Raw genomic sequence first — 7,478 nt, forward strand, 5'->3', positions numbered from 1 at the left:
CGGCCGCTCCGGCCCCGGCTTCCGAGCCGGCGCTGGTTCCCGCCGGCACCCAGCCCGTGGTCACCACGCCCGCCCCGGCCCCTGCGGTCGCACCGGCGAGCAGCCACGGCAGCGCATCCTGAATTAGCTAGACACGGCAACGGCCGGGCGCGGGCAACCGCGTTCGGCCGTTGTTTTATGTGCGGAGGCGCTTGAGGACGCCGCTTTCTACACCAGGGCTGCTTGACGCCGAGATCACAACCTTGCGGTGGAAAACGGCGCGCGGCCAGACCTTTACGGGAACAGATCAGGCGATCGACAGCGCGATGCCGTCGAGAATGTCGTGCTCACTGACCACGAGTTCACCGATGCCGGCCCGCTCACCGAGCACGGCCGCGAGTTCCTCGACGATGATCGCGCCGCCACCTATCACATCGGCACGGCCGGCATGCATCGGCCCGAGCGCCAGACGGTCCTGCTTCGTCATGCCGATCAGCTGCTCGCATACCCGCAGCAGATCCTCGAAACCGATGCGGGACAAGTGAATCGCATCGGCATCGTATTCGGTCATGCCCTGGGCCAACGCCGAGAGCGTGGTCATCGTCCCGGCCACGCCCACCCAGGTGTGCGCGCCGTCGACCGGCACCACCCGCAGCGCCTCGGCCAGACCGTCGCGGACCACGGCCCGCGACTGCGCCACCTCGGCAGCAGTCGGCGGGTCGGAATGCAGGCACCGCTCGGTGAGCCGGACACACCCGATGTCGGCGGAGAAGCTCGCCTGCACCGCCGTGCCGCCCAGCACCACCTCGGTCGAACCGCCGCCCAGGTCCACGACCACGAAAGGGCCTGCGGCTGCGTCGAGTTCACCGACCGCGCCGCGGAACGACAGCTCGGCCTCCTCGGTGCCGGTGATCACCTCGGCCACCGATCCTGACACCACCTTGCCCAGCAGACGCGCCGTCATCGCGAAGAACTCGTCACGGTTACCGGCATCGCGCGCCGCAGAGGTCGCCACCATCCGCACGGCGCTCACCGACTGCTCGGCCATCAGCGCCGCATAATCGGCAAGGGCGGATTCGGTGCGGGCCAAGGCTTCCGGCGCGAACTGGCCGGTGGCGTCGACACCCTGCCCGAGCCGCACGATCCTCATCTCGCGGTGCACGTCGCGCAACTTGCCGTCCACCACGTCGGCGATCAGCAGGCGAATGGAGTTGGTGCCACAGTCGATTGCGCCGACCCGCCTCAAGCCCACACCTCACGATCCAGGATTCCGGCCATCGCCGGCTCGGCGGCCAGCACCGCCAGCGCCTCATCACCGAAAGGATTGACTCCGGGGCCTTTCGCCAGTGAGTGGGCCATCACTACATGCAGGCACTTGACCCGATCCGGCATGCCGCCGCCGGTGAACGTGGTCCCCAGCGATTCGATCGCATCCCGCTCGGCCAGGTAGGACTCGTGTGCCCGCCGGTAGGCCGCGGCCAATTCCTCGTCCTGCTGCAGGCGTTCGGTCATCTCCCGCATCAAACCCGACGACTCAAGGCGGCTGGCGGCCGCGGTCAACGCGGGATGCGTCAGGTAGTACAGCGTCGGGAACGGCGTGCCATCGGGAAGCCTCGGTGCGGTTTTCACCACGCCGGGTTCACCGTTGGGACAGCGGTAGGCGATCTCGAGGACGCCGCGCGGCTCACGGCCCAATTGCCGTTCCACGGCCGCGATGTCGGCGGCATCAACCATTGGGACCTCTGGACGGATCGGCGGGTGGTGGGGCGGGTGGCCCGCCCGGTGGCGGCGGGGGGCCACCGATGGTCGGTGAAACACCATGCGGCTCATCGGCAATCGTGTGCCACAGCGACGTGTACCAGGGTTGTCCGGCCGGTACCGTCGACCCCGGCAGGGCCACCTCCCCCGGGTCGTTCGGCGCCAATGCACCGGGGGGCAGCTGCACCTGATAGGGGGTGTCGCCCGGCATCACGAAGCCGAGCCGCTCACGGGCCTGGGCCGCGATGTACACCGGGTCGGCCAGCTTGACCTTCTGCTGCTCCAGTTCGGCGATCTGGGCCCGCAACTGTTCCTCGCTGGCCTTGAGCTGCTTCATCTCGGTGCGCTGGGCGAAGTACGTACGCACCGGCCCGGCGATGGTCAACGTCAGCACACACACCACCGCGGCCAGGATCGCCGCCCGCCGCGCCGTCGACCCGAACCGCAGTTCGGACTGCATCTCGGCCTGCTGTTGGGCTTGTACGGCAATGGCTTTGGTGACGGTTTCGTCGGCCACCGGCTCTGGCTGAGCCGCGCGGGTGTCCGCCACGCGGCGGCGGGTCTGAGAAGCGCGCGGCCGATTCGACTCCCCGGCCTTGCCCGGCTTACCGGGCCGGGAGGCCGGGGAACGTCGCTTCGGATCGGGCCGCTTCGCTTCGGGCATCAGCGTGGTGCGCAGGCGCCTGCGCTACTTGGCCTCGAACCGGGGGAACGCCAGGTCGCCGGCGTAGCGCGCGGCGTCGCCCAGGGCCTCCTCGATACGCAGCAACTGGTTGTACTTGGCCACGCGCTCACTGCGGGCCGGGGCGCCGGTCTTGATCTGGCCACTGCCCACCGCCACCGCCAGGTCGGCGATGGTGGTGTCCTCGGTCTCACCGCTGCGGTGGCTCATCATCGTCCGGTAGCCGCTGTTGTGCGCCAGCGCAACGGCATCCAGGGTCTCGGTGAGCGTGCCGATCTGGTTGACCTTCACCAGCAGCGCGTTGGCGGCGCCGCGTTCGATGCCGTCCTCGAGGCGCTCCGGGTTGGTGACGAACAGGTCGTCGCCGACGAGCTGGATCCGGTCACCGATGGCCGACGTCAGCGCCACCCAGCCGTCCCAGTCATCCTCGGACAGCGGATCCTCGATCGACACCAGCGGGTAGGAGTCGAGCAGACCGGCGTAGAACTCGGCCATCTGCTCGGCGGTCCGGGTCTCCTTCTCGAAGGCGTAACCCGAACCCTCGGTGTAGAACTCGGTCGCCGCGACATCCAGCGCCAGCGCCACATCGCTGCCGAGCTTGAAGCCGGTGGCCTCGATGGCCGTCGCGATCAGGTCCAGCGCGGCCTTCGTGCCCGCGACGTCGGGGGCGAACCCGCCCTCATCGCCGAGCCCGGTGGACAGCCCCTGCTTCTTGAGCACCGACTTGAGCGAGTGGTAGACCTCCGCACCCCAGCGCAGCGACTCCTTGAACGAAGGCGCGCCGATCGGGGCGACCATGAACTCCTGGACGTCCACCCCGGTGTCGGCGTGGGCACCGCCGTTGAGGATGTTCATCATCGGCACCGGCAGGATGTGCGCGTTCGGCCCACCCAGGTAGCGGAACAGCGGCAGCGCGGCGCTGTCGGCGGCGGCCTTGGCGACTGCCAGCGAGACACCGAGGATCGCGTTCGCGCCCAACCGGGACTTGTCGGGCGTGCCGTCGAGGTCCAGCAGTGCCTGGTCGACGAGTCGCTGATCGTCGGCGGCCAGGCCGATGATCGCCGGGGCGATCTCGTCGAGCACGGCCTCCACGGCCTTCTCGACGCCCTTGCCGCCATAGCGGGCACCGCCGTCGCGCAGCTCCACCGCCTCGTGCTCGCCGGTCGACGCACCCGACGGCACCGCCGCCCGGGCGAACGTGCCGTCGGTCAGGGCCACCTCGACCTCGACCGTCGGGTTGCCGCGGGAATCGAGGATCTCGCGGGCTCCAACCTGCTCGATGATGGGCACTGGCTTCTCCTTATTGAGTCCGGCGTGTAGGGATGAGACTAGATCGTGGTCGGCCCGACGGCGTGTTTGGGCTTGTCACACGTGTCACAAGCCATGACCGGCGGCATAGGCCGTCGCCCAGTCCCGAACCGCCCGGGCGTACTGCTCGGAGTTGTTGTAGGCCTTCAGCGCCTTCATCCAGCCCCTCGGGGTGGACAGGTCCTTGCCGTACCAGCACAGCAGCCCGGCCGCCGAGAGCGCGGCATCGTCGAAGTTGTCGGGGCTGACCACCCCGTCGTTGTTGGCGTCCACGCCGAAATGACCCCAGGTCTCCGGGATGAACTGCATCGGGCCCATGGCCCGGTCCATCAGCGGGTCTCCGTCCAGCTTGCCCTGGTCGGTGTCAGGAATGTGCAGGTTGCCCGCGGTGCCATCGAGCTGCACCCCCCGGATCGGCGGGGTGACATCGCCGTTGCGGGCAATCATCGCGCCCCGGTAGGTGCCGTGGTGACTCTCGACCATGCCGATGCCGGCCAGCGTGGTCCAGGCCAGCTGGCAATTGGGGTTCTCCACCTCGGCAACGCGGGCGGCGTAGGCGTAGGCCTCCAGGGCGTTGACGGGCATGCCCAGCGCGGGCGCCCGCTCGGCGGCCCATTCGTGCAGCTGATCCGCGGGTCTGCCCTTGGCGTAGGTGTCGACCGCGGGCACCTGGGCCCCGGCCGGAGGCGGCACTCCTTCGGGAATTGGGGTGCCGAGATGCCACGAACAGCTGGATGCCAACAGCAGCGCTGTCGCAGCAACTACGGCGACAGCCCGCAGCCAACGCACTGGCGACACCGGACTCCCTCAACCCCGCTCTATCTGATTGGCCATCGTCGCATGCGCGGCTATGAACGCGTCGGGCGACGGTCGCGTGCTGGGAAGACAGCAGGTGAACACGGCCGTGTCCCCAGACTCCCCTGCTAAGGTGAGCCACGCCTTGCTATGGCAAGCCAAGGCTACGGTTTTCATCGTGATTTCACCCGGGTCGAACGAGGACGCTTTGATCACTGCCATCTCGGACGTTCCGACCAGCACGCTGGCCGCATCGAACATCACCTCACAGGTGTTCGGCAGTGGTCTGATCGGTTTGCGGGAGGGCCTCGAAGCCGCCATCGTGGTGTCGATCCTGGTCGCTTTTCTGGTCAAATCCAAACGCCGCGACGCCCTCAAATGGGTGTGGTTGGGCGTCGGCGCCGCGATCGCCATGACCGTCACGATCTTTCTGGTCATCCAGTTCGGCGAGAACACCATCAGCGGTCTGGGCGCCGAGGCCATCGCCGGGATCGCCTCGCTGATCGCCGTCGTCATCGTCACCACCATGGTGCTGTGGATGAAGCGGGCGTCGGCCTCCCTGTCCGGCGAACTCCGCAGCGAGATGTCGCAGGCGCTGCAGACCGGCGGCCTGGCGGTGGCCCTGCTGTCCTTCCTGGCGGTGGGTCGCGAAGGGGTGGAGACCGCGCTGTTCATGGTCGGCTACGCCGAGGCCGAGACGCTGTGGCCGCTGACGGGCCTGATCATCGGTGTGCTGATCGCGGCGGCGATCGCCTACGGCATGTACGCCGGCGCCGTCCGCATCAACCTGGCCAAGTTCTTCAAATACACCGGCATCTTCCTGATCGTGGTGGCGGCCGGAATCCTGGCCTACGGCATCAAGGCGCTACAGACCGTCGGCTGGATCCCTGGGCTCAGCGCCAAGGCGTTCGACATGAGCGGCGCGTTCGACTGGTCGGCCTGGTACGGCGAGGTGATCCAGGGTGTCTTCAACATCGACCCCACGCCGACCGTGCTGCAGTTCGCCGCCTGGCTCGCCTACATCGTCGTGGTGCTGGCGCTGTTCCTGAAGCCGACGCGCACCGCGGGAGCCACCTCTACTTCCTCCGAGCCCACTGTCGAGCCGGAGACCCCAACCGCATCCGAAAGGTCGACCAAGTGAAGATCACTCCTGCCGTCAAGACCGGTTTCGCGGCAACCGCCGCGGTGCTGGCAGGTATCGCGATGAGCGGCTGCCAGGCCAAGGAGAGCGACAGCGGCAGCGCAGGCGGGAACGGCGCCGACAAGGCCGCCCCGATCACCGTCGACGCCTCCGACACCGAGTGCAAGCTGTCGGGGACCACCGCGACGACGGGGCAGAGCACCTTCGTCGTCACCAACAACGGCAACAAGGTCACCGAGTTCTACGTCTATGGCGAGGGCGAGCGCGTCATGGGCGAGGTGGAGAACATCTCCCCCGGGCTCAAGCGTCAGCTGATCGTCCAACTCACCCAACCCGGCACCTACCAGACCTCGTGCCGTCCCGGCATGGTCGGTGAGGGCATCCGCGGGGACTTCACGGTCAGCGGTGAGGCCGTGCAGGTCGACACCGAGGGCAAGTTCAAGGAAGCCGCCGACAGCTACCGGCGCTACGTGATCAGCCAGGCCGACGCGCTGGTGCCGGCCACCGAGGCGTTCGTCGCCGCCATCAAGGCCAAGGACATCGCTGCCGCCAAGGCACAGTTCCCCACCTCTCGGGTGTACTGGGAGCGCATCGAGCCGGTGGCCGAGTCCTTCCCCAACGACCTCGACCCGCGGGTCGACCTGCGTGAGGCCGATCTGGAGCCCGGTCAGAAGTGGACCGGCTTCCATCGCCTGGAGAAGGACCTGTGGGTCACCGGGCTGCAGCCCGACACCAACGCGATCGCCGACCAATTGGTGGCCGACGTGAAGGAACTGCAGGCCGGGGTGAAGGCGCCGGACTGGACGATCGACTCGACCCAGATCGCCGGCGGCGCGCAGGGTCTGCTCGACGAGATCGCGATCAGCAAGATCTCCGGCGAGGAAGACATCTTCAGCCACACCGACCTCTGGGATTTCAACTCCAACGTCGAGGGTTCGCAGACCGCGGTGGCCTCGGTGCGGCCGATCCTCGACGAACGTGACCCGGAGCTGGGTAAGCGGGTGGATCAGAGATTCGCCGAGGTCGAGAAGTTGCTGCAGAAGTATCGTGAAGGAGATGGTTTTGTCTCCTACGACAAGGTGACTGAGCCGCAACGCCAGGAGCTGTCTCGCGCCATCGACGCGCTGAGCAAAGAGGTGAGCCAGGTGCAAGGTGTCATCGCCCCACAGTGAGTCGTCCCCCACTGAANCAGCGGATCCCCGATCGACACCAGCGGGTAGGAGTCGAGCAGACCGGCGTAGAACTCGGCCATCTGCTCGGCGGTCCGGGTCTCCTTCTCGAAGGCGTAACCCGAACCCTCGGTGTAGAACTCGGTCGCCGCGACATCCAGCGCCAGCGCCACATCGCTGCCGAGCTTGAAGCCGGTGGCCTCGATGGCCGTCGCGATCAGGTCCAGCGCGGCCTTCGTGCCCGCGACGTCGGGGGCGAACCCGCCCTCATCGCCGAGCCCGGTGGACAGCCCCTGCTTCTTGAGCACCGACTTGAGCGAGTGGTAGACCTCCGCACCCCAGCGCAGCGACTCCTTGAACGAAGGCGCGCCGATCGGGGCGACCATGAACTCCTGGACGTCCACCCCGGTGTCGGCGTGGGCACCGCCGTTGAGGATGTTCATCATCGGCACCGGCAGGATGTGCGCGTTCGGCCCACCCAGGTAGCGGAACAGCGGCAGCGCGGCGCTGTCGGCGGCGGCCTTGGCGACTGCCAGCGAGACACCGAGGATCGCGTTCGCGCCCAACCGGGACTTGTCGGGCGTGCCGTCGAGGTCCAGCAGTGCCTGGTCGACGAGTCGCTGATCGTCGGCGGCCAGGCCGATGA

At 67.9% G+C, this 7,478-nt stretch carries 7 protein-coding genes and 1 pseudogene; 2 read left to right on the top strand and 6 right to left on the bottom strand.

Annotated elements, in window-relative coordinates:
• Positions 1–286 precede the first annotated feature (286 nt).
• The 5 genes from BN4332_RS14325 to BN4332_RS14345 all read right to left on the bottom strand — a co-directional run bounded on the left by BN4332_RS14325 (position 287) and on the right by BN4332_RS14345 (position 4,525).
• Positions 287–1,225 carry a Ppx/GppA phosphatase family protein gene (locus BN4332_RS14325; RefSeq protein ID WP_066899057.1) on the bottom strand — a complete coding sequence of 313 codons (939 nt, stop codon included), beginning with the start codon at positions 1,223–1,225 and terminating at the stop codon, positions 287–289.
• Positions 1,222–1,713 carry a DUF501 domain-containing protein gene (locus BN4332_RS14330; RefSeq protein ID WP_066899052.1) on the bottom strand — a complete coding sequence of 164 codons (492 nt, stop codon included), beginning with the start codon at positions 1,711–1,713 and terminating at the stop codon, positions 1,222–1,224. The genes BN4332_RS14325 and BN4332_RS14330 overlap by 4 nt, the downstream gene beginning before the upstream one ends.
• On the bottom strand, positions 1,706–2,401 hold the full coding sequence (locus BN4332_RS14335) for an FtsB family cell division protein (RefSeq protein WP_066899053.1): 696 nt from the start codon (positions 2,399–2,401) through the stop codon (positions 1,706–1,708). The genes BN4332_RS14330 and BN4332_RS14335 overlap by 8 nt, the downstream gene beginning before the upstream one ends.
• A gap of 24 nt (positions 2,402–2,425) precedes the next feature.
• A complete protein-coding gene (gene eno / locus BN4332_RS14340) occupies positions 2,426–3,709 on the bottom strand; it encodes a phosphopyruvate hydratase (RefSeq protein ID WP_066899054.1) in 1,284 nt (427 codons plus the stop codon).
• Positions 3,710–3,793: 84 nt separating this feature from the next.
• Entirely contained in the window at positions 3,794–4,525 is a 732-nt protein-coding gene (locus BN4332_RS14345; RefSeq protein WP_066899055.1) for a lytic transglycosylase domain-containing protein, read from the bottom strand.
• Between the two features lie 208 nt (positions 4,526–4,733).
• Between BN4332_RS14345 and efeU the strand changes: the two genes are divergently transcribed.
• A complete protein-coding gene (gene efeU / locus BN4332_RS14350; RefSeq protein WP_066899058.1) occupies positions 4,734–5,663 on the top strand; it encodes an iron uptake transporter permease EfeU in 930 nt (309 codons plus the stop codon).
• On the top strand, positions 5,660–6,835 hold the full coding sequence (efeO, locus tag BN4332_RS14355) for an iron uptake system protein EfeO (protein ID WP_066899056.1): 1,176 nt from the start codon (positions 5,660–5,662) through the stop codon (positions 6,833–6,835). Before efeU ends, efeO begins: the two co-directional genes overlap by 4 nt.
• Before the next feature lie 11 nt (positions 6,836–6,846).
• On the opposite strand, the pseudogene BN4332_RS14360 reads toward efeO, so the two are convergent.
• A pseudogene (locus BN4332_RS14360) lies at positions 6,847–7,478 on the bottom strand (phosphopyruvate hydratase family protein); the annotation flags it as partial.

It is taken from the genome of Mycolicibacterium houstonense (genome assembly GCF_900078665.2).
Taxonomy (GTDB): Bacteria; Actinomycetota; Actinomycetes; order Mycobacteriales; family Mycobacteriaceae; genus Mycobacterium; species Mycobacterium houstonense.